The 23,322-nt window shown below is 72.3% G+C and carries 21 protein-coding genes; 14 read left to right on the forward strand and 7 right to left on the reverse strand.

Features of this window, described 5'->3' with window-relative positions:
• Positions 1 to 146 precede the first annotated feature (146 nt).
• The 7 genes from DSM26151_RS04335 to DSM26151_RS04365 all read left to right on the forward strand — a co-directional run bounded on the left by DSM26151_RS04335 (position 147) and on the right by DSM26151_RS04365 (position 7,700).
• Positions 147 to 1,688 carry an ABC transporter ATP-binding protein gene (locus DSM26151_RS04335; protein WP_234661196.1) on the forward strand — a complete coding sequence of 514 codons (1,542 nt, stop codon included), beginning with the start codon at positions 147 to 149 and terminating at the stop codon, positions 1,686 to 1,688.
• Entirely contained in the window at positions 1,685 to 2,992 is a 1,308-nt protein-coding gene (locus DSM26151_RS04340) for an ABC transporter permease (protein ID WP_234661197.1), read from the forward strand. Before DSM26151_RS04335 ends, DSM26151_RS04340 begins: the two co-directional genes overlap by 4 nt.
• The gene (locus tag DSM26151_RS04345) at positions 2,989 to 4,299 is read left to right on the forward strand and encodes an ABC transporter permease (protein WP_234661198.1); all 1,311 of its coding nucleotides are present in this window, start codon (positions 2,989 to 2,991) and stop codon (positions 4,297 to 4,299) included. The genes DSM26151_RS04340 and DSM26151_RS04345 overlap by 4 nt, the downstream gene beginning before the upstream one ends.
• A gap of 73 nt (positions 4,300 to 4,372) precedes the next feature.
• Positions 4,373 to 4,735, forward strand: coding sequence for a cytidine deaminase (locus DSM26151_RS04350; protein ID WP_234661792.1), 363 nt, complete (start codon positions 4,373 to 4,375; stop codon positions 4,733 to 4,735).
• Entirely contained in the window at positions 4,732 to 6,033 is a 1,302-nt protein-coding gene (locus DSM26151_RS04355; protein ID WP_234661199.1) for a thymidine phosphorylase, read from the forward strand. The genes DSM26151_RS04350 and DSM26151_RS04355 overlap by 4 nt, the downstream gene beginning before the upstream one ends.
• 81 nt (positions 6,034 to 6,114) lie before the next feature.
• Complete coding sequence (locus tag DSM26151_RS04360; RefSeq protein ID WP_234661200.1) at positions 6,115 to 7,236, forward strand: adenosine deaminase; 1,122 nt, start codon at positions 6,115 to 6,117, stop codon at positions 7,234 to 7,236.
• A 5-nt stretch (positions 7,237 to 7,241) separates the two neighbouring features.
• Positions 7,242 to 7,700 carry a PTS sugar transporter subunit IIA gene (locus DSM26151_RS04365; protein WP_234661201.1) on the forward strand — a complete coding sequence of 153 codons (459 nt, stop codon included), beginning with the start codon at positions 7,242 to 7,244 and terminating at the stop codon, positions 7,698 to 7,700.
• An 8-nt stretch (positions 7,701 to 7,708) separates the two neighbouring features.
• On the opposite strand, the gene DSM26151_RS04370 is transcribed toward DSM26151_RS04365, so the two are convergent.
• Positions 7,709 to 9,436 (reverse strand): phospho-sugar mutase, encoded by a 1,728-nt coding sequence (locus DSM26151_RS04370; RefSeq protein WP_234661202.1) that lies wholly within the window; start codon positions 9,434 to 9,436, stop codon positions 7,709 to 7,711.
• A 68-nt stretch (positions 9,437 to 9,504) separates the two neighbouring features.
• Positions 9,505 to 10,332 carry a purine-nucleoside phosphorylase gene (locus DSM26151_RS04375; protein ID WP_234661203.1) on the reverse strand — a complete coding sequence of 276 codons (828 nt, stop codon included), beginning with the start codon at positions 10,330 to 10,332 and terminating at the stop codon, positions 9,505 to 9,507.
• Between the two features lie 126 nt (positions 10,333 to 10,458).
• Here DSM26151_RS04375 and DSM26151_RS04380 point away from each other — a divergent pair, with 126 nt between their 5' ends.
• A complete protein-coding gene (locus tag DSM26151_RS04380; RefSeq protein WP_234661204.1) occupies positions 10,459 to 11,889 on the forward strand; it encodes an NAD(P)H-quinone dehydrogenase in 1,431 nt (476 codons plus the stop codon).
• Here DSM26151_RS04380 and DSM26151_RS04385 read toward each other — a convergent pair.
• From DSM26151_RS04385 to DSM26151_RS04395, 3 genes are all read right to left on the reverse strand, one after another.
• Positions 11,829 to 12,611, reverse strand: a complete 783-nt coding sequence (locus tag DSM26151_RS04385; protein ID WP_234661205.1) for a Pr6Pr family membrane protein — start codon at positions 12,609 to 12,611, stop codon at positions 11,829 to 11,831. The genes DSM26151_RS04380 and DSM26151_RS04385 overlap by 61 nt on opposite strands.
• A 32-nt stretch (positions 12,612 to 12,643) precedes the next feature.
• Positions 12,644 to 14,416 (reverse strand): acetyl/propionyl/methylcrotonyl-CoA carboxylase subunit alpha, encoded by a 1,773-nt coding sequence (locus DSM26151_RS04390; protein ID WP_234661206.1) that lies wholly within the window; start codon positions 14,414 to 14,416, stop codon positions 12,644 to 12,646.
• A 109-nt stretch (positions 14,417 to 14,525) separates the two neighbouring features.
• Complete coding sequence (locus DSM26151_RS04395) at positions 14,526 to 15,170, reverse strand: Maf family protein (RefSeq protein WP_234661207.1); 645 nt, start codon at positions 15,168 to 15,170, stop codon at positions 14,526 to 14,528.
• 151 nt (positions 15,171 to 15,321) lie between these two features.
• On the opposite strand from DSM26151_RS04395, the gene DSM26151_RS04400 reads away from it, so the two are divergent.
• Genes DSM26151_RS04400 through DSM26151_RS04415 form a run of 4 tightly spaced genes read left to right on the forward strand, consistent with a single transcriptional unit; the run spans position 15,322 to position 19,541 of the window.
• Positions 15,322 to 16,554, forward strand: a complete 1,233-nt coding sequence (locus DSM26151_RS04400; protein WP_234661208.1) for a class I SAM-dependent RNA methyltransferase — start codon at positions 15,322 to 15,324, stop codon at positions 16,552 to 16,554.
• 41 nt (positions 16,555 to 16,595) lie between these two features.
• On the forward strand, positions 16,596 to 17,300 hold the full coding sequence (locus DSM26151_RS04405) for a response regulator transcription factor (protein WP_234661209.1): 705 nt from the start codon (positions 16,596 to 16,598) through the stop codon (positions 17,298 to 17,300).
• Positions 17,287 to 18,519, forward strand: coding sequence for a sensor histidine kinase (locus tag DSM26151_RS04410; protein WP_234661210.1), 1,233 nt, complete (start codon positions 17,287 to 17,289; stop codon positions 18,517 to 18,519). Before DSM26151_RS04405 ends, DSM26151_RS04410 begins: the two co-directional genes overlap by 14 nt.
• Positions 18,516 to 19,541 carry a hypothetical protein gene (locus DSM26151_RS04415; protein WP_234661211.1) on the forward strand — a complete coding sequence of 342 codons (1,026 nt, stop codon included), beginning with the start codon at positions 18,516 to 18,518 and terminating at the stop codon, positions 19,539 to 19,541. Before DSM26151_RS04410 ends, DSM26151_RS04415 begins: the two co-directional genes overlap by 4 nt.
• 308 nt (positions 19,542 to 19,849) lie before the next feature.
• Here the strand turns inward: DSM26151_RS04415 and DSM26151_RS04420 are convergent, their stop codons facing one another.
• Entirely contained in the window at positions 19,850 to 20,080 is a 231-nt protein-coding gene (locus DSM26151_RS04420) for an acyl-CoA carboxylase epsilon subunit (RefSeq protein WP_234661212.1), read from the reverse strand.
• Positions 20,081 to 20,088: 8 nt separating this feature from the next.
• On the reverse strand, positions 20,089 to 21,690 hold the full coding sequence (locus tag DSM26151_RS04425; protein WP_234661213.1) for an acyl-CoA carboxylase subunit beta: 1,602 nt from the start codon (positions 21,688 to 21,690) through the stop codon (positions 20,089 to 20,091).
• A gap of 136 nt (positions 21,691 to 21,826) precedes the next feature.
• Between DSM26151_RS04425 and DSM26151_RS04430 the strand changes: the two genes are divergently transcribed.
• Positions 21,827 to 22,666 (forward strand): biotin--[acetyl-CoA-carboxylase] ligase, encoded by an 840-nt coding sequence (locus tag DSM26151_RS04430; RefSeq protein WP_234661214.1) that lies wholly within the window; start codon positions 21,827 to 21,829, stop codon positions 22,664 to 22,666.
• A gap of 8 nt (positions 22,667 to 22,674) precedes the next feature.
• Positions 22,675 to 23,244, forward strand: coding sequence for a PH domain-containing protein (locus DSM26151_RS04435; RefSeq protein WP_234661215.1), 570 nt, complete (start codon positions 22,675 to 22,677; stop codon positions 23,242 to 23,244).
• The last annotated feature ends 78 nt before the right edge of the window (positions 23,245 to 23,322 follow it).

Raw genomic sequence — 23,322 nt, forward strand, 5'->3', positions numbered from 1 at the left:
GGAGGCCGGTGCTGCACCGGCCTCCCTTCGTGCACTCCGGGCGGATCCGCGCACATCCGCCAACATCTGAGCAACCCGCGACGCTCATCGGCGCACTTCGGCGCACAGCCGCTGCGAATCGGGTCTCGATCACTAGGATCGGTGGCATGAAACTCGAACTCCGAGGAATCACGAAGAAGTTCGGTTCCCTGGTGGCGAACGACCACATCGACCTCACCGTCGAGGCGGGGGAGATCCACTGCCTCCTCGGAGAGAACGGCGCGGGCAAGTCGACGCTCATGAACGTGCTGTACGGCCTCTACCAGGCCGACGCGGGCGAGATCCTCCTCGACGATCGCATCCAGCACTTCGCGGGGCCCGGCGACGCGATGCGGGCCGGCATCGGCATGGTCCACCAGCACTTCATGCTGATCCCCGTGTTCACCGTCGCCGAGAACGTCATGCTCGGCCACGAGCAGACCCGCGGCGGCGGGCTCCTCGACCTCGCCGAAGCACGGCGTCGGGTGCGCGAGATCAGCGACCGGTTCGGGTTCCACGTCGACCCCGACGCCCTCGTCGACGACCTCCCGGTCGGCGTCCAGCAGCGCGTCGAGATCATCAAGGCGCTCTCGCGCGACGCGCGGGTGCTCGTGTTCGACGAGCCGACCGCGGTGCTCACGCCGCAGGAGACCGACGAGCTCATGGGCATCATGCGCCAGCTCAAGGAGTCCGGCGCCTCGATCGTGTTCATCACGCACAAGCTCCGCGAGGTGCGGGAGGTCGCCGACAAGATCACGGTCGTGCGGCTCGGCAAGGTCGTCGGCGAGGCCGACCCCACCGCCTCCAACGCCGAACTCGCTTCGCTCATGGTCGGCCGCGCGGTCGAGCTGACCGTGCAGAAGGAGGAACCGACGCTCGGCGAGGAATCGCTCCAGGTCGAGCACCTGAACGTCGTCGACTCGATCGGCCAGCTCGTGGTCAACGACGTCAGCTTCGCCGTCCGCCGCGGAGAGGTCCTCGCAGTCGCGGGCGTCCAGGGCAACGGCCAGACCGAGCTCACCGAGGCGCTCGTCGGCTTGCAGCCCCGGGTCGAGGGGAGCATCCGCCTCGAGGGCCGGGAGATCAGTGGGCACTCCGTCCGCAGGATCCTCGATGCGGGCGTCGGATTCGTCCCCGAGGATCGCACCGAGGACGGCCTCGTCGGCGAGTTCACGGTCGCCGAGAACCTCATGCTGGACCGCTCCGGCGGCGAGCCGTTCGTCAAGGCCGGCAACGTGCAGCGCGCATACCTGGCCGAGTTCGCGACCGAGAAGGTCGAGGAGTTCGACGTGCGCACGCCCGGCATCGACACGAAGGCCGGCAGGCTCTCCGGCGGCAACCAGCAGAAGGTCGTGCTCGCGCGCGAGCTCAGTCGTGAACTCAACCTGCTCGTCGCCGCGCAGCCCACGCGCGGCGTCGACGTCGGCTCGATCGAGTTCATCCACAAGCGCATCGTCGAGACGCGCGACGCCGGCGTGCCGGTGGTCGTCGTGTCCACCGAACTCGACGAGGTCACGGCGCTCGCGGACCGGATCATGGTGATGTACCGCGGCAAGGTCGTCGGCATCGTGCCGGGTGACACCCCCCGCGAGACCCTCGGCCTGATGATGGCCGGCGAGATGCCGGGTGCATCCGGCGACGCCCCGAGCCCCGAAGGAGCGGCCGCATGACCGACAGGAACGACCCGGACGTCGCGCTCGAGACCGGCGAACAGGTTCCGCCGGACGAGCCCGTCATCGAGCGCGAGCCCGACGGCGACGAGCCCTCGCGCTGGCAGCAGGCGTTTCGCGAGATCGCCACGGGCAACGCGATCATCTCGGTCCTCGCGGTGCTGCTCGCCCTGCTCGTCGGCGCCGTGATGATCGCCTTCACCGACGAACGCGTGCAGGCGGCGGCCGGGTACTTCTTCGCCCGGCCCGGCGACACGTTCGTCGCGATCTGGGACTCCGTCGCCGGCGCCTACTCGGCGCTGTTCCAGGGATCGGTCTACAACTTCCGCCGACCCGACTTCGCATCCGGCATCCGCCCCCTGACCGAGACGCTGAACTTCGCCACGCCGCTCATCGCCGCAGGACTCGGCGTCGGACTCGCCTTCAAGGTCGGCATGTTCAACATCGGCGGCCGCGGCCAGATGCTGCTCGCGGCATCCGCCGCGGGATGGGTCGCCTTCTCGCTCGACCTGCCGTTCCCGCTGCACATGATCGTCGCCGTCATCGCCGGCATCGTCGCGGGCGCGCTCTGGGCGGGCATCGCGGGCGTGCTCAAGGCGCGCACCGGCGCGCACGAGGTGATCGTCACGATCATGCTCAACTACGTCGCGCTCTACCTCGTGTCGTGGATGCTGCGCACCCCCGGCCTCCTGCAGGCGCCCGGCTCGAACAACCCGAAGACGCCGCCGATGAAGGACTCGGCGATCCTCTTCGACCTGTTCCCCGGGTACAACCTGCACTTCGGATTCATCCTCTCGCTCGCCTGCGTCGTGCTCGTGTGGTGGATCCTCGACCGCTCCAGCCTCGGATTCCAGTTCCGCGCGGTCGGCCTGAACCCGAAGGCGGCCCGCGTCGCGGGCATCAACGTCAACGCCATGTACGTCTACGCCATGCTCATCGCCGGCGGACTCGTCGGCCTCGCGGGCGTCGACCAGGTGCTCGGCACCGTCACCACCGGCTTCTCCGCCGGCATCGACGCCGGCATCGGCTTCGACGCCATCACGGTCGCGCTGCTCGGTGGATCCAACCCGTGGGGCATCCTCGCGGCCGGCATCCTGTTCGGCGCGTTCAAGGCCGGCGGGTTCTCGATGCAGGCAGCGGAGGGCGTGCCGATCGACATCGTCCTCGTCGTGCAGTCCCTCATCGTCCTGTTCATCGCGGCGCCACCCCTCGTGCGTGCGATCTTCCGACTCCCGCAGCCGGGATCGAAGCCGAGGAAGAAGCGAACGCGCACCGCACCCCAGGAGGAGGTGGCGGCGAAGTGACCGCAACCAGCCAGCACCACGCCGTCGCACCCCACGAGGGCGCGCTCGCCACGAAGATCGTCGTCAGTTGGAAGGCGCCCGTCTCGTTCGCGATCCTCACCGCGCTGCTCGCGCTCCTCTTCTGGCTCACCGACCACCAGGGCGTCGCGATCTTCCGCGTGTCGGCGCCGCGCGACGCGATCCAGATCGCCGACATCGAGGTGAACGGGCCGCTGATGACGTGGACCTGCGTCATCCTCATGGCATTGCTCACCGCGGCATCCGCCGCCCTGGTGCGCGCCAAGCGCAGCGTTCCGCTCTGGCTCGTCGTGCTCTTCACGGTCATCGGGCTCATCGCGTTCCTGACCTGGGCCGCGGCCGGCGCGCGGACACCGGTGATCCCGCTGCCGGGGCTGCTCGCGGGCGCGCTCAGCCTGTCGGTCCCGCTCATCTTCGGTGCGCTCTGCGGCGTGATCTCCGAGCGCGTGGGCGTGATCAACATCGCCATCGAGGGGCAGTTGCTCGCCGGCGCGTTCACCTCCGCGGTCGTGGCCTCGGTGATCGGGCAGCAGTGGCTCGGCCCGATCGTCGGCCTGTTCGCGGCCGCGGTCTCGGGCGTGCTCGTCGCGTTCGTGCTCGCGGCGTTCGCGATCAAGTACTTCGTCGACCAGGTCATCGTCGGCGTCGTGCTCAACGTCCTCGTGATCGGCCTGACGAGCTTCTTCTTCTCCCAGGTGCTCGCGCCCAACGCCGAGCTGCTCAACTCGCCGCCGCGCCTGCCTCGGATCCCGATCCCGATCCTGTCCGAGATCCCGATCATCGGGCCAATGTTCTTCCGGCAGACGCTCATCATCTACGCCATGTACGTGATCGTGGCGCTGGTGTACGTCGGCCTGTTCCACACGCGTTGGGGACTGCGCCTGCGTTCGGTCGGCGAGCACCCGCAGGCCGCGGACACGGTGGGCATCAACGTGGCGCGCACGCGATTCTGGAACGTCTCGCTCGCGGGCGCCATCGCCGGGTTCGGCGGCGCGTTCTTCACGCTCGGCGCGGTCGGCGCGTTCAACAAGGAGATGACCGCGGGCGCGGGCTTCATCGCCCTCGCGGCCGTGATCTTCGGGCAGTGGGATCCGATCAAGGCCACGCTCGCGGCACTCCTGTTCGGGTTCGCCTCGAACCTGCAGAACACCCTCTCGGTCATCGGCTCGCCGGTCCCGAGCGAGTTCATGCTCATGCTGCCGTACGTGGTCACGATCCTCGCCGTCGCCGGGTTCGTCGGCAAGGTCCGCGGACCGGCCGCCGCGGGCAAGCCCTACATCAAGGCCTGAACCGAGGAGGCCGGCAGTGACCGACCAGCAGACGATCGACTGGAACCACCTGCGCGAGATCGCTCGCGAGGCGATGGCCAAGGCCTACGTGCCGTACTCGCAGTTCCCCGTGGGCGCGGCGGCGATCGCCGACGACGGCCGCATCGTGAGCGGATGCAACGTGGAGAACGCGTCGTACGGCGTGACCCTCTGCGCGGAGTGCTCGCTCGTGTCCGCCCTCGTCATGTCCGGCGGCGGCAAGCTGATCGCCTTCACGTGCGTCGACGGGCACGGGAACGTGCTCATGCCCTGCGGGCGATGCCGGCAGCTGCTCTACGAGCACTCGGCCGAGGGCATGGTGCTCGAGACCGTCTCGGGCCTGAAGTCGATCGACGAGGTGCTGCCCGATGCGTTCGGGCCACGACAGCTCGCCGAGTACCGGGGGGAGCCCGCATGAGCGCCGTCGAAGCCTTCGACGCCGTCGACCTGATCCGCACCAAGCGGGACCGCGGAGAGCTCGCGACCGAGCAGATCGATTGGCTCGTGGACGCCTACACCCGCGGCTACGTCGCCGACGAGCAGATGTCGGCCATGACCATGGCGATCTTCCTCAACGGCATGACCCGGCGCGAGGTCCGGGACCTCACGATGGCCATGATCGCCTCGGGTGAGCGGATGGACTTCTCCGGGCTCGGGAAGCCGACGACCGACAAGCACTCCACGGGTGGCGTCGGCGACAAGATCACGCTGCCCCTCATGCCGCTCGTCGCGGCCTTCGGCGTCGCGGTGCCGCAGCTCTCGGGTCGTGGACTCGGCCACACGGGCGGCACGCTCGACAAGCTCGAGTCGATCCCCGGGTGGCGGGCCGACCTCACCAACGACGAGATGTTCGCTCAGCTGCGCGACGTCGGCGGCGTGATCTGCGCGGCCGGCGCGGGCCTGGCGCCGGCCGACAAGAAGCTCTACGCCCTGCGCGACATCACCGGCACGGTCGAGGCGATCCCGCTCATCGCCTCCTCGATCATGTCCAAGAAGATCGCCGAGGGCACGGGTGCGCTCGTGCTCGACGTCAAGTTCGGGTCCGGGGCGTTCCTGCAGGACATCGAGCGCTCGCGCGAACTCGCGCGGACCATGGTCGAGCTCGGCGAGGACGCCGGCGTTGCCACCTCGGCGCTGCTGACGAACATGAACGTGCCGCTCGGCCTCACGATCGGGAACGCGAACGAGGTCCGCGAGTCGGTCGAGGTCCTCGCGGGCGGCGGACCGGCGGACGTGCGCGAACTCACGGTCGCGCTCGCACGCGAGATGCTCGAACTCGCGGGCGTCGCCGACGCCGATGTCGAGGCGGCCCTCGACGACGGCCGGGCCATGGACACCTGGCGCGCGTCGATCCGGGCGCAGGGCGGGGACCCCGACGCGCCGATGCCGGTGGCCCGCGAGCAGCACGTGGTCACGGCCGAGCGGGACGGCGTGCTCGTCCGGCAGGAGGCGCTCCCGTTCGGCATCGCGGCATGGCGCCTCGGTGCGGGGCGCGCGCGCAAGGAGGACCCGGTGCAGCACGCCGCGGGGATCGACCTGCACGCCAAGCCCGGCGATCGGGTGCGTGCGGGCGACCCGCTGTTCACCCTGCACGCCGACGAGCCCGCCCGGTTCGCCCGGGCACTCGAGGCCGTGGCCGGGGCGTGGGAGATCGGCGACGCCGGTTCGCCCGTACAGGACGGCGGCCCGCTCATCGCCGACCGGATCGGACGCTAGCGCGGCGCGACACGCGCGGGCCTGCGGAACCCGCACGAACCGGCAGTGCGCCGCGGGAGTGCGCGCCGCTATCGTGGTGGGGTGGACACGCACGCGACCGACTACCGGATCGAGGGGGACGGCACCGACATCCGGTCGCTGCCGAAGATCTCGCTGCACGATCATCTCGACGGCGGACTCCGGCCGCACACCGTCATCGAACTGGCCGACGAGATCGGCCTCGAACTGCCCGAGACCGACGCCGATGCGCTCGCCGGGTGGTTCGCCGACCAGTCCGACTCGGGCTCGCTCGTCGAGTACCTGAAGACGTTCGACGTCACGACCGCCGTCATGCAGACCCGCGAGGGGCTGACGCGCGTCGCCCGCGAGTTCGTGCACGACCTCGCCGCCGACGGCGTGATCTACGGTGAGATCCGCTGGGCGCCCGAACAGCACCTCACCCGCGGGCTCACGCTCGACGAGACGGTCGAGGCGGTCCAGGCCGGGCTCGACGAGGGCGTCGACGAGGTGGGGCGCGACGGCAAGCGGATCCGGGTGGGTCAGCTCATCACGGCCATGCGTCACGCCGATCGCGGCCTCGAGATCGCCGAGCTCGCCGTGCGCCACCGCGACCGCGGGGTCGTGGGCTTCGACATCGCCGGCGCCGAGGCGGGATTCCCGGCGAGCCGGCATCGCACCGCGTTCGACTTCCTCGCCTCCCGCTTCGTGCCGGTGACCGTGCACGCGGGCGAAGCGGACGGCCTGGAGTCGATCAAGGGGGCCCTGCTCGACGGGCGTGCGCTGCGCCTCGGGCACGGCGTGCGCCTCGCCGAGGACCTCACCGTCGAACGCCAGGACGACGAGAACACGTACGTCTCGCTGGGCCCGGTCGCGCAGTGGGTGCGCGACCGCGAGATCGCCCTCGAGACGAGCCCGTCCTCGAACCTGCAGACCGGTGCGATCGCCGCGTGGGGCGACGAACTGCTCGACCACCCCTTCGACCTGCTGTACCAGCTCGGGTTCCGGGTGACGGTGAACACCGACAACCGGCTCCAGTCGGGCACGTCGCTCACTCGCGAGCTGGCGCTGCTCTCGGACGCGTTCGGGTACGACCTGGACGACTTCGAGGTGTTCCAGCTGAACGCCGCCGCGGCGGCGTTCCTCCCGCTCGACGACCGGGAGGAGCTCGCCGAGCTGATCCAGGACGGCTTCGACGAGGCCTGACGCGGATGACCCTTCCTCCGCTGCCGGACGACGCGATCCGCCTGCACGCCGTCGTGCCCGACTGGCGTGCCGCCGTGCGCGCCGCCGGTGATGCGCTCGTGCGTTCGGGTGCCACGTTCCCCGGGTACACCGATCGGATGATCCGGGTCCTCGAGGAGTTCGGTGCGTACGTCGTGATCGCGCCGGGCCTCGCGCTGGCCCACGCGCGCCCGGGACCGGACGTCCGCCGCAGCGGGCTCGCGGTCGTCACCCTCGCCGAGCCCGTCGCGTTCGGCCATCCGCACAACGACCCGGTGCGCGTCGTGCTCGGGCTCGCTGCGACGGGGCCCGAAGAGCACGTCGCAAGCGTGGCCGAGTCGGCGAACGCGTTCAACGACCCGGCCGTGATCGAGCGGCTCGCTGCGGCGGCATCCCCGGCCGAGGTGCGGTCCGTGCTCGCCGGCGCCCCGCCCCGGACGGGTTGACCCCGGCCTCAGGCCACGAGCTCCCGCATGCCGGCCTCGAGGCGTGCGACGGCCTCCGATGCCGCCGCGCGGCGTTCGCGCATCGACCCCTCGGTCGCGGCGGCGTCGATGTAGACCTTGAGCTTCGGCTCGGTGCCGCTCGGCCGCACCATGACGCGAGCGCCGCCGTCGAAGACGAGCCGGAGCACGTCGGCGGGCGGGTAGCCGTCGGCGCCCGTCGCCAGGTCGTCGATGCGTTCGACCCGGATACCGCCGACCTCGGTCGGGGGCTCGGCGCGCAGCCGCGCCATGACGTCGGCGATGCGCGTGAGGTCGGTGACCCGGATCGACACCTGCGCCGAGTCGAAGGCCCCGAAGCGCTCGACGACCTCGTCGAGGTGATCGGCGACGGTGCGCCCCTCGCCGGCCAGGCGGGATGCGAGGGAGAGGAACGCGACGGCGGCCGAGATGCCGTCCTTGTCGCGCACGGTGTCCGGGTTCACCAGGAAGCCGAGCGCCTCCTCGAAGCCGAACACGAGCCCGGGGGCGCGTGAGATCCACTTGAACCCGGTGAGCGTCGCACGGAAGTCCAGCCCGTGCGCGCGTGCGATCGCCTCGAGCCCGGGGGAGGAGACGATCGAGCACGCCAGCGTGCCGCGCGGGCTCCCGGCATCCGTCGACCCGGCGCGCGAGGCGACCCGCTCGGCGACCTGCAGGCCGAGGAGCAGGCCGACCTCGTTGCCCGTCAGGCGGCGGTACCCGTCCGTCGACGCGGGGTCCGGGATCGCGACGGCGAGCCGGTCGGCGTCGGGGTCGTTGGCGATGACGAGGTCTGCGCCCTCGGCCCGGGCGGTCTCGAACGCGAGGTCCATGGCGCCCGGTTCCTCCGGGTTCGGGAACGCGACCGTGGGGAAGCGAGCGTCGGGCTCGATCTGCGCCGACACGAGCGCCGGCGCCGCGAACCCGGCCGCCTCGAGGACGCGCTGCAGCGTCTCCCAGCCGACGCCGTGCATCGCGGTGTAGACCACCTTCGGCTGCGCGGTCGGGGCGGATGCCACCGCCGCCGTCGCCGCGACGTACGCGTCGACCACGGACTCGTCGGCGGTCTCCACGGCGCCGCGCGGAAGGTCGGGTACGGCCGTGCTCGCGGCGATCCGCGAGATGTGCGCGGCGATCTCGGCGTCGGCGGGCGCGACGATCTGCGCCCCGCCGTCGTCGCCGCCGAGGTAGACCTTCATGCCGTTGTCGTTCGGCGGGTTGTGCGAGGCCGTGATCATGACGCCCGCGCTCGTGTCGAGGTGCCGGACGGCGAACGCGAGCACGGGGGTGGGCAGCAGCCGCGGCAGCAGCACGGCGCGCACGCCCGCGCCCGCCATGACCTCGGCGACGTCGTGCGCGAACACCCGGGAATTGCGTCGGCCGTCGTACCCGACGACCACGCTCGGTGCGCCTCCCGCGCCGGTGCCGCCCGCGGCGGACGCGCGTTCGAGCAGGTAGGCCGCGAGCCCCGCGGCGCCCTGCGCCACGAGCACCCGGTTCATGCGGTTCGGTCCCGCGGCGATCTCGCCGCGCAACCCGGCCGTCCCGAACGCGAGTCGGTCGTCGAAGCGCGAGGCGAGGTCGGCGGATGCCGCGGCATCCCCCGCCCGCACGAGCGCGATGATCGCGGCGAGCTCGGCGCGGGTCTCGGGGTCCGGGTCCTGGGTGAGCCAGGCCTCGGCGCGGGCGATGCGTTCGTCGTCGGTGGGGTGCGGCATCCGTCTGCCTTCTCTCATGCCTCGCGGCGCGTGCCGGCGCCGGGTCGATTCGTGTGCGTCGCTGCGCGTCAGATCGCGGCGACGACCTTCGCGAGCAGGTCGGAGATCTTCGCCTCTGCGGCCCGGCCGGCCTCGATGACCTCCTCGTGGCTGAGGGGCGTCGACTGGATGCCCGCCGCGAGGTTGGTGATCAGCGACATGCCGAGCACCTCCATGCCGGACTGCCGCGCCGCGATCGCCTCGAGCGCGGTCGACATGCCGACGATGTGGCCGCCGACGGTCTTCGCCATCTGCACCTCGGCGGGCGTCTCGTAGTGCGGGCCGCGGAACTGCACATACACGCCCTCGTCGAGCGACGGGTCGATCTCGCGGGCGAGCCCGCGCAGGCGCGCGGAGTACAGGTCGGTCAGGTCGACGAAGGTCGCGCCCTCGAGCGGGGAGTCGGCCGTGAGGTTGAGGTGGTCGCTGATCAGCACGGGCGTGCCCGGCGTCCAGTGCTCCTTGATCCCGCCGGCGCCGTTGGTGAGGATCATCGTCGTCGCGCCGGTCGCCGCAGCGGTGCGGACCGAGTGGACGACGCGGCGCACGCCGTGGCCCTCGTAGTAGTGGGTCCGTGCGCCGATGACGAGCGCGCGCCGCCCGTTCGGGAGCGCGACCGAGCGCAGCGTGCCGACGTGCCCCTCGAGCGCGGGCTTGGAGAACCCGGGCACCTCGGAGGCCGGGATGGTGTGGGTCGTCTCGCCGATCAGCTCGGCGGCCGCCCCCCACCCGGACCCGAGCGTGAGTGCGAGGTCGTGACGTTCGACGCCGGTGAGTTCGGCGATGCGCGCCGCCGCATCGCGAGCGACGGCGAACGGGTCGGCGGCGGGATCGTCGAGCGGGTTCACGTGCTGCATCCCCTCATGCTACGCAAGGGCGGATGCCACGGCATCGTGCGTGCGCCGACGTGCTCGTGTGCGCACCTCGGCGCGAGCCGGCGCCGCGTTCGCGCGGGCCGCCGCGCGTACGTGAGAATGGAGGTCATGCACACCACCTTCGAGCGCACGCAGAGGATCGCCGTACTCGGGGGTGGACCGGGCGGCTACGAGGCCGCGCTCGCGGCCGCGCAGCTCGGCGCAGAGGTCACCCTGGTCGAACGCGCCGGTGTCGGCGGCTCGGCGGTGCTCACCGACGTCGTTCCGTCGAAGTCGCTCATCGCGACGGCCGAGGCCTCCAACGCCGTGAAGGAGGCCGCCGACCTCGGCGTGCAGTTCTTCGCGAGGGGGTCCGACGAGAAGGCCGTGAAGCCGGATGTCGCGATCAACCTGCAGGCCGTGAACAAGCGCCTGCTCGGGCTCGCCGCCCAGCAGTCGGAGGACATGCGCACGAACCTCCTCGAGGCCGGCGTCCGTCTGGTCCAGGGCGAGGGCCGCCTCGACGGGCCGAACGCGGTCATCGTCGCGACCTCGAAGGGCGGAACCGACTTCGACCGCATCGAGGCCGACACGCTCGTGATCTCGACGGGGGCGACGCCGCGCGTCCTGCCGACCGCGGTGCCCGACGGCGAGCGCATCCTCACCTGGACCCAGCTCTACCACCTCAGGCAGGTGCCGGAGCACCTGATCGTCGTCGGTTCGGGCGTGACCGGGGCGGAGTTCGCCTCGGCGTACCGCGCGCTCGGCGCGAAGGTCACGCTCATCTCGAGCCGCGAGCACGTGCTGCCCGGCGAGGACGCCGACGCCGCGGCCGTCATCGAGAAGGTGTTCAAGCGCAACGGCATGAAGGTGCTCTCGAAGTCCCGGGCGGACTCGGTCGTCGTCGACGGCGACGGGGTGCTCGCGACGCTCTCCGATGGCCGCGAGGTCCGCGGCTCGCACTGCCTCATGGCGGTCGGATCGGTGCCGAACACCGCCGACCTCGGGCTCGAGGAGGCGGGCGTCCAGTTGGCCGACTCCGGCCACATCCGGGTCAACCGAGTCGCCCGGACCTCGATGCCGAACATCTACGCGGCCGGCGACTGCACGACGTTCCTGCCGCTGGCATCCGTCGCCTCGATGCAGGGCCGCACCGCGGTCTTCCACGCGATGGGCGACGTCGTGAACCCGCCCGAGGACCGCAACATCACCTCGAACATCTTCACGCAGCCCGAGATCGCGACCGTCGGGTGGACCGAGAACGAGATCGAGCAGGGCGTCGTGCCGGGTGTCGTCTACAAGCTGCCGCTGTCGTCGAACCCGCGCGCGAAGATGATGGGCATCCGCGACGGGTTCGTGAAGCTGTTCGCCTCGAGCGCGTCGGGGTCCATCATCGGCGGCGTCGTCGTGGCACCGAAGGCGTCGGAGCTGATCTTCTCACTCGCGCTCGCGGTCGAGCACCGTCTCACGGTCGACCAGTTCGCCGAGGCGTTCCCCGTCTACCCCTCGCTCACCGGGTCGCTGACCGACGCCGCCCGGGCCATGCACGTCGTCCGCTGAGGCCGCGCTCGCGGCATCCGTGCCCCCGGCGTCGCCGTGCTCCCGGCGTCGCCGCGCGCGGCGAGACGATCGAGCAGCCGGTCCGCCGCGACGAAGACGTACCCGACCGCGACGAGCGCGACCGTGAGCACGGCGATCCACAGGGCGACGCCGCCGACGCCGTGCGCATCGACGTCCATGAACGGGTACGGGTAGCGGCGGCTCCCGCCGAACGTGCCGCCGAGGGCGCTCCAGGTGAACGCGAACAGCAGGTACGCGTAGGGGATGAGCGCCCATCGCAGCGGGTCCGTCCACCGGAACGTGCCCTTCGGGGAGAACAGCAGCCAGTCCGCGATGAGCAGGCACGGGGTGATGATGTGGATGAGGTTGTCGGTGAGGGTGAACGGCTCGTAGTCGCCGGCCTGCTGGAAGGTGGTCGGCACGAGCACGACCAGGTAGACGAGCATCGTGACCGTGATGGCCTCCATGACCGCACCGCCGAAGCGCGGCGACGGGGTCGACCAGCCGCGGGTGCCCCTGCGGCGCAGGTCGCGTGCGGTCGTCCAGACCAGCACGGCCACCCAGACGAGGCACAGCACGTTGCTGAGCACCGTGTAGTAGGTCAGCGAGGCCCAGGAGGGGCTGGGCGTGAGCAGCCCGAGGATCCGGACGAGGCCCGTGGCGATCAGGACGAGGGCGACGAGGCGGAAGGCGAGCGCGAGGGCGCGGAAGGGGACGACCACGCGTTCACCGTAGCGGCGCGCGGCCGCGAGGGCTACGCGTCGGCGATCGAGAGCAGCAGGTGGCCGCTCGAGACGGTTGCGCCGGGCTCGGCGTTCACGAGGCCGATCACGCCGTCCTTGTGGGCGACGATCGGCTGCTCCATCTTCATGGCCTCGAGCACGAGCACGAGGTCGCCCTTGACGACGGTGTCGCCCTCGGCGACCGCGACCTTGACGACCGTGGCCTGCATGGGTGCGGTCACGGCGTCGCCGGTCGCGGTGTCCACCGACTGGTGGGCGGCACGGCGCCGCGGAGCGGCTCCGGCCGTCGCGGCGGCGCCGGAGGGCGGCCCGGCCAGTCGCGTGGGCAGCGAGACCTCGATGCGGCGGCCGTCGACCTCGACGACGACGCTCGAGCGGGCGGCCGGGCCCGTGGTCTCGGTGAGCTCGCCCGACCAGGGCTCGAGCGTGTTGTCGTACTCGGTCTCGATCCAGCGCGTGTAGACGGAGAACGGCTCGTCGCCGGCGGGGGCGAACGCGGGGTCGCGGACGATGTCGCGGTGGAACGGCAGCACGGTGGGCAGGCCAGCGACCTCGAACTCGTCGAGCGCGCGGCGGGCGCGCTCGAGTGCCTCCTGGCGGGTCGGGGCGGTCACGATGAGCTTGGCGAGCAGGGAGTCGAAGGCGCCCGAGATCTCGTCGCCGCTCGTGACGCCGGAGTCGACGCGCACGCCGGGCCCGCCGGGGAACCGGAGCTGGTGGATCGGGCCGGGGGCGGGGAGGAAGCCCCGGCCCGGGTCCTCGCCGTTGATGCGGAACTCGAACGAGTGACCGGCGGGCACGGGGTCGGCGTAGTCGAGGACGCCGCCCTCGGCGAGGCGGAACTGCTCGCGCACGAGGTCGAGCCCGGTGACCTCCTCGGAGACGGGGTGCTCGACCTGGAGGCGCGTGTTCACCTCGAGGAAGGACACGGTGCCGTCCTGGCCGATGAGGAACTCGCACGTTCCGGCGCCGACGTAGCCGACCTCCTTCAGGATCGCCTTCGACGACTCGTAGAGCAGGCGGTTCTGCTCCTCGCTGAGGAACGGCGCGGGCGCCTCCTCGACGAGCTTCTGGTGGCGACGCTGCAGCGAGCAGTCGCGCGTGGACACGACGACGACGTTGCCGTGCTCGTCGGCGAGGCACTGGGTCTCGACGTGGCGGGGCCTGTCGAGGTACTTCTCGACGAAGCACTCGCCGCGCCCGAACGCCGCGACCGCCTCGCGGGTCGCCGACTCGAACAGCTCGGCGACCTCGCCGCGCTCGCGTGCGACCTTGAGTCCGCGCCCGCCGCCGCCGAACGCGGCCTTGATCGCGACCGGCAGCCCGTGCACGTCGACGAACTCGAGCACCTCGGCGGCATCCGCCACGGGGTTCAGGGTGCCGGGTGCGAGCGGCGCGCCGACCTTCTCGGCGACGTGTCGCGCCGACACCTTGTCGCCGAGGCGCTCGATGGCCTCGGGCGACGGTCCGATCCAGATGAGCCCGGCGTCGATGACGGCGCGCGCGAAGTCGGGGTTCTCGGCGAGGAAGCCGTATCCGGGGTGCACGGCGTCGGCGCCGGAGCGGCGCGCGACCGAGAGCAGCTTGTCGATGACGAGGTAGGTCTTGGCGCTCGTGGCGCCGTCGAGTGCGTAGGCCTCGTCGGCGAGCTTGACGTGGCGGGCGTCGCGGTCCTGGTCGGCGTACACGGCGACGGAGCCGATCCCGGCATCCCGGGCGGCGCGGATGACGCGGACGGCGATCTCGCCGCGGTTGGCGATGAGGACCTTGGTGATGCGACGCATGGAACCCAAGCCTATTGGCGGATTCGCGCCCGACTTTGGACGGCGTCCACAAAAAAGCACGACGGGTGTTTCGGTCGTCGACAACGACGCGGGCGTTGCGGGCCGATCGTCAGCGCTCGCCGAGGTTCCACAGGTCGGTCCAGCGAGCGCCGGCTTCGCGCACCAGGTCGCGCAGCGTCGACAGCGAGAACCCGACCACGGTCGACGGGTCGCCGGTCACGGAGCGGATGAACGGCCCGCCCAGGCTGTCGACCGTGAACGCACCGGCCACCGCGAGCGGCTCGCCGGAGGCGACGTACGCGTCGATCTCGTCCTCGTCGAGCCGGGCGAACTCGACGACCGCGGAGGCCGCCCGGCCGACGGCTCCGCGCACCCTCCCGCCGCGGTGGTCGATGACCCAGTGACCGGACCACAGCACCCCGGACCGCCCGTTCTGCCGGAGCCAGCGTTCGCGCGCGACCTCCGGCCGGTGCGGCTTGCCGTACAGCACGCCGTCGACGAGGAACGCCGAGTCGCCGCCGAGCACGAACCCGTCGATCGGCGCACCGTCGACCTCGCGCCCCAGGATCGCCTCCGCCTTGAGCCGGGCGAGCAACTGCACCAGGTCCTGCGGCGCGAGCGCCCCGTGCTCGGCCTCGTGCGCCGCGACCGCGGCCTCCTCGTCGACCCCGGGCGCGACGAGCACCGGCTCGATCCCGGCCTGGCGCAGCAGTTGGCGGCGTGCGGGGGAGGTCGAGGCGAGGTAGAGGCGCATGCGTCCATCCTGCCCGTGCGGCTCCCCGCTCGCACACGGCCCCGTGTGCGATGCTCGGACGATGGCCGAATCCCGTCGCAGGCACCCGCGCCGCACCGCCCGTAGCCGGGCGTCCCGCCCCGCGCAGCCCCGTCCGCCCGAGCCCGGACCCGTGCTCGAACTCGACGTCGAGCGCATCGCGCACGGCGGCGTCGCCGTCGCCCGCCACGACGGGCGCGTCGTGTTCGTGGCCGACGCGATCCCCGGCGAGCGGGTGCGCGTGCAGGTGACGGATGCGGGTCGCGACCGGTTCTGGCGGGCCGAGACGATCGAGGTGCTGACGGCGTCGCCGGACCGGCGCGAACACGTCTGGCCCGAGGCATCCGTCGACCGGGCACCGGAGCGGCGCGCGGGCGGCGCCGAGTTCGGGCACATCGGCATGGCCCGCCAGCGTGCGCTGAAGGGCGAGGTGCTCGCCGACGCCCTCGCCCGCATGGGCGGCGTCGACCGACGCGTCGAGGTCGAACCGGTCGAGGACGCGCTCGCCCCCGGCGTCGATGCCGACGCGGGTACCGGATGGCGCACGCGCGTGCGACTCCACGTGGCACCCGACGGAACCGTCGGGCCCTACGCCGCGCGCAGCCACCGGGTCGTGCCGGTCGGCTCGCTCCCGCTCGCGAGCGCCGAACTCGCGGCGCTCGCGCCGCTCGACCGCGCGCTCGCCGGGGCCGACGCCGTCGACCTCGTCGCGCCGTCCGACGGCGACCCTGCGCTCGTGGTCCGCACCCCCGAGGATCGGGACGAGGACTCGCCCACGATCACCGAACGCGTGGGCGACCGGAGCTTCACGCTCCAGCGCGACGGATTCTGGCAGGTGCATCGCGGGGCCGCCGCGACCCTGACCGCCGCGGTCCGGGCCGCCGTCGACGCCGACGCGTTCGACCCCGCCGCCGACAACCAGGACCTCTACGGCGGCGTGGGCCTGCTCGCGGCCGCGCTCGGCGACCGCTTCGGCGTGGCAACCCGGATCACGAGCGTGGAGGCCGACCCGAGGGCGACCGAGCACGCGGGGGCGAACCTCGCCGAGTGGGTGGGCGCCCGGGCGGTCACCGACCGCGTCGACCGCCACCTGGAACGGCTCGTCGACCGGGGCGAGCGGGCGCTGCGCGGCGCGACCGTCGTGCTCGACCCGCCGCGGTCGGGCGCCGGACGCGCGGTCGTCGAGCGACTCGCGGCGCTCGGGCCCGAGCAGGTCGTCTACGTCGCCTGCGACCCGGTGGCGCTCGCCCGCGACGTCGCGACCTTCCGCGCCCACGGGTACGGGCTCGAGACCGTGAGGGCATTCGACCTCTTCCCGAACACCCACCACGTCGAGGCGGTCGCGCGGCTGAGGGCTATCGTGTGAGACGGGCGCGGCGACGCGCGATGAGACGACGGGGGGACGTTGTGACGACGCAGACCGGCGGACGGACCGAGGACGCACCGACCACGGTGGCGATCGTCGACGACCACGAGGCCGTCCGGCTCGGACTCCGCGCGGCATGCGCCGACGCCGGCTACGTCGTCGTCGCCGACACCGCGGATGTCGCTGCGCTCCTCGGGCTGCTCGACGATCCGAAGGTCGACCCGGCCCGGGTGGTGCTCCTGGACCTCTCGCTCGGCGACGGCTCCCGGGTCACCGACAACGTGCGAGCGGTGCTCGCCGCCGGGAGCCAGGTGCTCGTCCACAGCATCGCCGACCGCGTCGCCGCCGTGCGCGAGGCCCTCGCCGCCGGCGCTGCGGGCGTCATCCCGAAGTCGGCCCCGACCTCCGCGGTGATCGCGGCGATCGCGACGGTGGCGCGCGGGGAGGCGCTCAACAACGTCGAGTGGGCGAGCGCGATCGAGGCCGATCGCGAGTTCGCCAAGGCGCAGCTCGGTCGCCGGGAACGCGACGTGCTCAACCTCTACGCCTCGGGGCTGCCGCTCAAGCTCGTCGCGCAGAAGCTCGGCATCGCGCACTCGACCGCACGCGAGTACCTCGACCGCATCCGGGCGAAGTACGTCGAGGTCGGCCGCCCCGCCCCCACCAAGGTCGACCTGTTGCGCCGGGCGGTCGAGGACGGCATCCTCCCCGGCCTCGACGCAGAGGGCGGGGATGCCCGCGCCTGACCGGCGGCCCGACCGCCTGTTCCGGAGCCGCGGCGCGGTGGGCCGCGCCCAGGTCGAGACCGTCACGGCGCGTGCGCTCGGGGCGTTCGGGGTGGTGTTCGGGGCGCAGACCGTGCCGAGCGCCGTCGAGCAGGCGAACTTCCTGGCGAACGGCGCGGGCGTGGCGATGATGGCCGGGCTCTACGGCGCGATCGCCGCGCTCGCGGCCGCGGCCTTCACCCGCACCGCGGTGCGCGCCGCGGCGCTCGTGTTCGCCGGCGTGTACGCGCTCGCGCTGCTGGCCTGGCCGCTGCTCGTCGTGGATCCCGCTGCGATGGCCGGCCAGACGCCCTGGCTGTACTACCTGTGCACGGTCGCGACGACCGCCGCCGTCGTGGCCCTTCCGGTCGCACCGGCCGCGGCGTACACCACGGCGGTGCCCGCGGCGTACGGCGTGGTGCGCCTCACCGCGGCGGGCGGCGGGGCGAGCCCGCTCATCGCGGTGCTCGACACCATGTACGCGGTGATCCTCGGCGGCGTGGTGCTCGTGATCGTGACGATGCTCAGGCAGGCCGCGAGTGCGGTGGATGCCGCGCAGGAGGCCGCGCTCGAGCGGTACGACGCCGTCGCTCGCGAGCACGCGAACGAGGCCGAGCGCGTCAAGGTCGACGCGCTCGTGCACGACAGCGTGCTCACGACCCTGCTCGCGGCCGCCGCGGCGCGGACGCCCGCGGAGCGCGCGCTGGCCGGACGCATGGCCGCCGACGCGGTGCGACGGCTCGACGAGGCCGCGGTCGAGGTGCCCGGTTCCGACGATCGCGTCCCGCTGGAGGTGCTCGTGCGGCGGCTCCGCTCCGGGGTCGAGGGCTTCGCGGCGCCCTTCATCGTCGATGTCGAGGGCGTCGACGGGGTCGAGTTGCCCGTCGCGGTCGTCGACGCGCTGTCGTCGGCGGCGATGCAGGCGATGGTCAACAGCGTGCAGCACGCCGACGGGCCGATCGGTCGCGTCCGGAGGGAGCTGCTGATCTCCGGGGTCGCGCCCGGCGGGTGCGTGATCAGGGTGCGCGACAACGGCGCCGGGTTCGACCCCGACGCGGTCCCGGCCAGTCGGCTCGGCCTGCGGGTGTCGATCGATGAGCGGATGACCGGCGAGGGCGGGTTCGCACGGGTGGAGTCCGGGCCCGGGCAGGGCACCCGGGTCACGCTCGCCTGGCCCGCGGGAGTGGAGGGGCGCGCATGATCTCCGTCCCCCGCTGGCTCCTGCTGGCGCTCGCGGCGATGTTCTCCGGGTACCACGTGGTCCTCGGGGTCTCCTCGCTCGCGACCCGTGCTCCGGCGTCGCCGTGGCCCGTGGTGGTCGCACTCGTGCTGTACTCCGTCGCGACCGTGCTGAGCCTCTGGCCGACGCGGCGCGCGCGCATGCCGGACTGGCTCGCGGCCCTCGACCTGGCCGTGGGCATCGTCCTGCCCGTCCTCGTGACCAGCCAGCTCGACCCGGACGCGGAGAACGGGTACGCCACGTGGTACGTCGCCGCGGTCGGAACGCTCATGACCATCGCCGCGGCCCGACGTCAACTGGTGGTCGCCTGGGTCGGCGTCCTCGTCCTCGCGCTGCAGACCCTGCTCTGGGCCGGACCGCTCGCGCTCGGCACGCTCGGCGTCGTCGGCAGCATCGTGTGGGTCGCGATCGCGCACATGCTCTCGTCCGCGCTGGCGGGTGCGGCGCGGGCGACGAGGCGGTACGCGCAGGCCGAACGCGAGGCCGCAGCATGGCAGGCCGCACAGGACGCCCACCTCTTCGAGGGCCGGATGCGGCTCGCGCAGACGCAGCGGCTCGCATCGCCCATGCTCCGGCGCATCGCCGAGCGGCGCCTGCTCACCGACGCGGAGCGGGCCGAGTGCCGCAGGCTCGAGGCGGCGATCCGCGACGAGATCCGGGGGCGGATGCTGCTGACCCCGGCCGTGCGCGCGGCCGTGCGGGCGGCGCGGGAACGCGGCGCGACGGTGACCCTGCTCGACGAGGGCGGGATCGACGACCTCGACGAGGTCGAGCGGGATCGCATCCTCTCGCGGCTGGCGGAGGCGCTGGAGTCGACCGCCGCCGAGCGCATCGTGGTGCGCACCGCCGCCGAGGGTTCGGCGGTCGCGGTCACGGTCGTCGGGTTGAGCGGTGCCGACGCCGATCTCGACTCCGACGAAGCGGAGGTCGCCCTGTGGCTCGAGATCCCGCGCGCGGCAGGCGCCTTCGCTGAGGAGCGCTGAGCGGGTCCGACCGGCGGATCGAGGCCCCCGGACATGGGAGCGGGGGGTCGGCCCCTACCGACCCCCCGACAAGCCCGAGTCACGGCGACAACCCGAATGTCGCCCTGACTCGCCCCCAGAGCGCCGCCGGTTACCCATCCGGCGGCGGTACGACTCCTGTGGAGTGCGTACCACCATGCTACAAAGCCGGGCGCTCCGGGGAAGTCAGCATTTCGGGGGACATGGAGGGGGACCGATCGTCGGCATCCGCTCGCCGGAGCCGGACCCGCGCCTCCGGAAGGGGGACAGTCCTCAGCGCGCAGACGGACTCAGCGCGCCGACGCGACCCACCGGCCGGGGCCGACCACGATGGGCGAGCGCACTGCGTTGCGCGGATGCGACCACTCGCTGCGCCGTTCCGGGACGGGTTCGGGGTCGCCTTCGGCGATCGCCTGCACGAGGACCGCGGTGACCGCTGCGGCCTCCTCGGCGGTGACGTTGCGCGTGGCGAACCGGAGGTCGAGGGCGATCGGGTCGGGTTGGCGTGCTGTGTCGTTCATCGGCTCCCCTAGAGCGGGATGTTCCCGTGCTTCTTGGCGGGGAGGTTCGCCCGCTTGGTCCGCAGCGCACGCAGCGCCTTCGTGACCGACACTCGCGTCGCCGCGGGCTCGATGACCCCGTCGAGCTCTCCGCGCTCGGCGGCCAGGAACGGCGAGGCGACGTTGTAGGTGTACTCGTTGGCCAGCTTGGTGCGCACGGCCGCGACGTCCTCTCCCGCCTCCTCGGCCCGCTTGATCTCGCCGCGGTAGAGGATGTTCACGGCGCCCTGACCGCCCATGACCGCGATCTCCGCGGTGGGCCAGGCGAGGTTCATGTCGGCGCCGAGCTGCTTGGAGCCCATGACGATGTAGGCGCCGCCGTAGGCCTTGCGGGTGATGACCGTGACGAGCGGGACGGTCGCCTCGGCGTACGCGTACAGCAGCTTCGCTCCGCGGCGGATGACGCCCGTCCACTCCTGGTCGGTGCCCGGCAGGTACCCGGGGACGTCGACCAGGGTGAGGATCGGGATCGAGAACGCGTCGCAGAACCGCACGAAGCGCGACGCCTTCTCGCCCGCTGCGATGTTCAGGGTCCCGGCCATCTGGCTCGGCTGGTTCGCGATGATGCCGACCGAGCGGCCCTCGATGCGTGCGAAGCCGATGACGATGTTCGGGGCGAACAGCGGCTGGACCTCGAGGAAGTCGCCGTGGTCGACGATTCCCTCGATGATCGCGTGCATGTCGTAGGGCTGGTTCGGCGAGTCCGGGATGATCGTGTTCAGGCGGCGGTCGCCGTCGGTGATCTCGAGTTCGGTGTCGCTGTCGTAGACCGGCGCCTCGGACATGTTGTTGTCGGGAAGGAACGAGACGAGGGTGCGCGCGTAGTCGAGCGCGTCGTGCTCGTCGCTCGCGAGGTAGTGCGCGACACCGGAGACGGTGTTGTGCGTGAGCGCCCCGCCGAGCTCCTCCATCCCGACGTCCTCGCCCGTGACGGTCTTGATGACGTCGGGGCCGGTGACGAACATCTGGCTGGTCTTGTCGACCATGATGACGAAGTCGGTGAGCGCGGGGGAGTAGACCGCACCGCCCGCGGCCGGTCCGCAGACGATCGAGATCTGCGGGATGACCCCGGAGGCCGCGGTGTTGCGGCGGAAGATCTCACCGTACTTGCCGAGCGCGACCACGCCCTCCTGGATGCGCGCGCCGCCCGAGTCGAGGATGCCGATGATGGGCACGCCGGTCTTCAGCGCGAGCTCCATGACCTTGATGATCTTCTCGCCCGCGACCTCGCCGAGCGACCCGCCGAAGATCGTGAAGTCCTGCGAGTAGACCGCGACCTGCCGACCGTGGATCGTGCCGGTGCCCGTGACGACCGCGTCGCCGTACGGACGCTTGGCGTCCATGCCGAAGGCGTGGGTGCGGTGCCGCACGAACTCGTCGAGCTCGACGAACGAGCCGGGGTCGAGCAGATCCGCGATGCGCTCGCGCGCGGTCATCTTGCCCTTGGCATGCTGCTTCTCGATCGCGGCCTGGCCCGAGGCCGTGACGGCCTCGTGGTAGCGCTGCTTGAGGTCGGCGAGCTTGCCCGCGGTCGTGGAGAGGTCGGGGCCGTCGGTCGTCGATTCGGTCACGCGCTTCACTCTACCGGCGCGCTTCCGGCCCGGATCGTTGACGGATTCCCACAAAAAGCGGTCGGCGGATGGTGGTCATCGCCAGCGCCGCGGGCTCGGCGGACACTAGCCTGAACGTCGACGGAAGGGAGCCGGGATGGACTGGGAGCGGTCTCGCGCGGTGGTGCCGAGGTTCGAGTGGATGGACCGGGCCGGGTCGACCAACGACGTCCTCAAGGACGCCGCGACCGGAGCGGATGCCGCGGCCTGGCCGCACGGTGCCACGATCGTCACCGACGACCAGACCCGCGGACGGGGCCGCATGGGTCGCACCTGGCTCGCACCGACCGGCAAGACGCTCGCGATCTCGGTGCTCCTCCGGCCGGGGGACCTGCCCGGCGGGCCGCTGCCGGCGGACGCGTACGGCTGGCTCCCGCTCATCGCGGGCATCGCGATGACCGAGGCGGTGCGTGCCGAGGTCGCACGGGCCTCGGCCGACGAGGGCGGCGAGCAGGACGGCACCGGCGGCGTCGAGGTGTGGCTCAAATGGCCCAACGACGTCCTCGTGTCCGGGTTCAAGGTGTGCGGGATCCTCTCGGAACTCGTGAGCGCCGAGGCCGTCGTGATCGGGGCGGGCCTGAACCTGACCCTCGACGAGCACGACCTGCCCACGCTCACGTCGACCTCGCTGCTGCTCGCGACGGGAGTGCGGCCGGACGGTGACGCCGTGCTCGCGGACTACCTCGAGCGCCTGCTCGCGCTCGTCGCCGGGTTCGCGGCCTCGGGCGGCGACGCGATCGCGAGCGGCGTCCACGAGCGGGCGACCGCGCTCTGCGGCACGCTCGGCATCGACGTCAGGGTCGAGTTGCCCGGGGGCGCGACGCTCGTCGGGGTGGCCGAGGCCGTCGACGCCGACGGCCGGCTCATCGTCCGCGACGACGAGAACGGGCACGCGCAGGCTGTCGCCGCAGGAGACGTCACGCACCTGAGGTATTAATGGGGCGTATGGGGCAGACGGCCGAGGTCCGCGACCCCGCCGCGCGCGGCGAGGTCGTGCTGGCGCGCGTGCGCCGCCACGGGCGCGCGCTCGTCCTCCCCGCGCTCCTGCTGATCGTCGTCGCCGGACTCACGGTCTACGCGCTGCCCTGGCTCGACGAGGGGTGGCCGCGCCTGGCCACCGTGATCGGCGCGGGCCTGGTCGTGGTGCTCGGCTGCCTGCTGCCCTACCTCGGCTGGCTGAGTTCGCGCACGACGATCACGACGCGCCGCGTCATCGTGCGCCGCGGCCTGTTCGTGCGGGTGCGACGCGAACTCGCCCACCGCAGCGGGTACGACGTCCAGGTCCGACGCGGCTGGATCCAGCGGCTCTGGCGCTCCGGCGACGTCCTGCTCGAGACCGGCCACGAAGTGCCCGTGGTGCTGCGCGACGTCCCGGGGCCGACCCTCGTCCAGGCGGCGCTGCACGAACTCATGGCGGACGCGCACGAGCTCGGCGGCATCGCCGGCAACGGTCGCTCCGCCTCGCCCGGGGGCGTCGCCGCCACCGGCGACGCGGTCGGCTGGGCCCTGCGCTGAGGGCAGGTGCGGCCGCGCCGTGCCGGAGCGCGTACGCTGGTCCGCGGCCCGTGCGGCATGCGGGTCCCACGCGACGAA

Origin of the sequence: Agromyces marinus (genome assembly GCF_021442325.1) — a bacterium.
Lineage (GTDB): Bacteria > Actinomycetota > Actinomycetes > Actinomycetales > Microbacteriaceae > Agromyces > Agromyces marinus.

Coding starts and splice junctions, on each gene's coding strand:
- DSM26151_RS04355 (WP_234661199.1), top strand. CDS start 4,732: ATGAGCGCCGTCGAAGCCTTCGACGCCGTCGACCTGATCCGCACCAAG.
- DSM26151_RS04375 (WP_234661203.1), bottom strand. CDS start 10,332: ATGCAGCACGTGAACCCGCTCGACGATCCCGCCGCCGACCCGTTCGCC.
- DSM26151_RS04335 (WP_234661196.1), top strand. CDS start 147: ATGAAACTCGAACTCCGAGGAATCACGAAGAAGTTCGGTTCCCTGGTG.
- DSM26151_RS04350 (WP_234661792.1), top strand. CDS start 4,373: ATGGCCAAGGCCTACGTGCCGTACTCGCAGTTCCCCGTGGGCGCGGCG.
- DSM26151_RS04340 (WP_234661197.1), top strand. CDS start 1,685: ATGACCGACAGGAACGACCCGGACGTCGCGCTCGAGACCGGCGAACAG.
- DSM26151_RS04420 (WP_234661212.1), bottom strand. CDS start 20,080: ATGAACGACACAGCACGCCAACCCGACCCGATCGCCCTCGACCTCCGG.
- DSM26151_RS04390 (WP_234661206.1), bottom strand. CDS start 14,416: ATGCGTCGCATCACCAAGGTCCTCATCGCCAACCGCGGCGAGATCGCC.
- DSM26151_RS04415 (WP_234661211.1), top strand. CDS start 18,516: ATGATCTCCGTCCCCCGCTGGCTCCTGCTGGCGCTCGCGGCGATGTTC.
- DSM26151_RS04380 (WP_234661204.1), top strand. CDS start 10,459: ATGCACACCACCTTCGAGCGCACGCAGAGGATCGCCGTACTCGGGGGT.
- DSM26151_RS04435 (WP_234661215.1), top strand. CDS start 22,675: ATGGGGCAGACGGCCGAGGTCCGCGACCCCGCCGCGCGCGGCGAGGTC.
- DSM26151_RS04430 (WP_234661214.1), top strand. CDS start 21,827: ATGGACTGGGAGCGGTCTCGCGCGGTGGTGCCGAGGTTCGAGTGGATG.
- DSM26151_RS04365 (WP_234661201.1), top strand. CDS start 7,242: ATGACCCTTCCTCCGCTGCCGGACGACGCGATCCGCCTGCACGCCGTC.
- DSM26151_RS04395 (WP_234661207.1), bottom strand. CDS start 15,170: ATGCGCCTCTACCTCGCCTCGACCTCCCCCGCACGCCGCCAACTGCTG.
- DSM26151_RS04410 (WP_234661210.1), top strand. CDS start 17,287: ATGCCCGCGCCTGACCGGCGGCCCGACCGCCTGTTCCGGAGCCGCGGC.
- DSM26151_RS04370 (WP_234661202.1), bottom strand. CDS start 9,436: ATGCCGCACCCCACCGACGACGAACGCATCGCCCGCGCCGAGGCCTGG.